The sequence below is a fragment of the Sphingomonas sp. RB1R13 genome (assembly GCF_036663775.1).
Taxonomy (GTDB): domain Bacteria; phylum Pseudomonadota; class Alphaproteobacteria; order Sphingomonadales; family Sphingomonadaceae; genus Sphingomicrobium.
In genome coordinates this window covers 1-1,249 of record NZ_JAXOJM010000057.1, presented here as the reverse complement: position 1 = coordinate 1,249, position 1,249 = coordinate 1, and the positions used below count along the sequence as shown (strand labels likewise).

1 protein-coding gene is annotated in these 1,249 nt (G+C 64.5%); it reads left to right on the top strand.

The window, feature by feature from the left end; genetic code table 11:
* Positions 1-13: 13 nt before the first annotated feature.
* Positions 14-1,249: putative bifunctional diguanylate cyclase/phosphodiesterase (locus tag U1700_RS14815; protein WP_443025958.1), on the top strand; the 1,236-nt coding region annotated here is incomplete at its 3' end.

Here is a 1,249-nt window from a genome sequence, read left to right as displayed (position 1 = left end):
AGCCCCGACGGACGTGGCTTTCTGCGCCCATGCGCTCGATCATGAGGGTCCGTTCGTGATCGCGGACGCGGCCCTGGATCCGGCCTTCATGAACAATCCGCTCGTTATCGATGGCCCCCGCCTGCGGTTCTATGCCGGCGTACCGCTTCGGGTCGCGTCTGGACAGGTGATCGGCACGCTCTGCGTGGTCGACGAGACGCCTCGCCTCTTCAGCGAGCGCGATCGGCACCTGCTCGAATGCCTTGGTCAGGTCGTCGTCGATCGCATCGAAGTGCGGCGCCAGGAGCGCGAACTTGCCCACCTTGCCCATTACGATCCGCTGACCGGGCTGCCAAATCGGACGCTCCTTCACGAACGTGCCAGCGGCATCCTCAGCACGCAGCGGCCAATGGCCGTCCTCCTGTTCGACCTCGACGGCTTCAAGGACGTCAACGACGTGTTCGGCCATGCGATGGGCGACGCGTTGCTGTCGGCCATTGGCTACAGGCTATCGGCGCGGCTGGAGGATGGGCAGACCTTGGCGCGCCTGGGGGGCGACGAGTTCGTCGTGATCGCGTCAGACGTCGCGGACCCGCGTACCGCCTTGATCATTGCGGAACGCCTGCGATCCGACTTCGACGAAGGCTTTATCGTGGATGACCAGGAGTTGCGGGTCGACACCTGCATTGGAGTCGCCATCTCGCCGTATCATGGCGACCAGATCGATCGGCTCATCTGTCATGCCGACCTCGCTCTCTACCGCGCCAAGGAGCGCGGCGCCGGCTCCATCGCCTTCTACGAGCCGCACCTGCGTCATCAGGTCGAAGACCGACAGCACATCCAGCATCAGCTTCGCGAAGCCTTCGAGCGTGGCGAGTTCGAAGTCCATTATCAGCCACAGGTGCGCCTGTCCGACGAAACCGTGGTGGGCGCCGAGGCGCTTCTCCGCTGGCGGCATCCCGAACATGGCCTTCTGACCCCGGATCGTTTCCTGCCCATCCTCGAACTGATGCCGCTTGCCGCTGCCGTTGGAGCCTGGGTGCTGGACGAGGCCATCGCGCAGGCAGCCGCCTGGGCGGCCGCAGGCATACCGCTACGCGTCGGCATAAATCTCTTTGCCTCGCAGTTCCGTTCGACCTCCCTCGCCGAAAAGGTGGCGAAGACGTTGCAGAGGCACGGCGTGGCGGCCGACCGGATCGAACTCGAACTGACCGAGAACATCGCGGTCAGGAATACACGCGCCGTGGTGGAAACGCTGACCGCGTTGCGA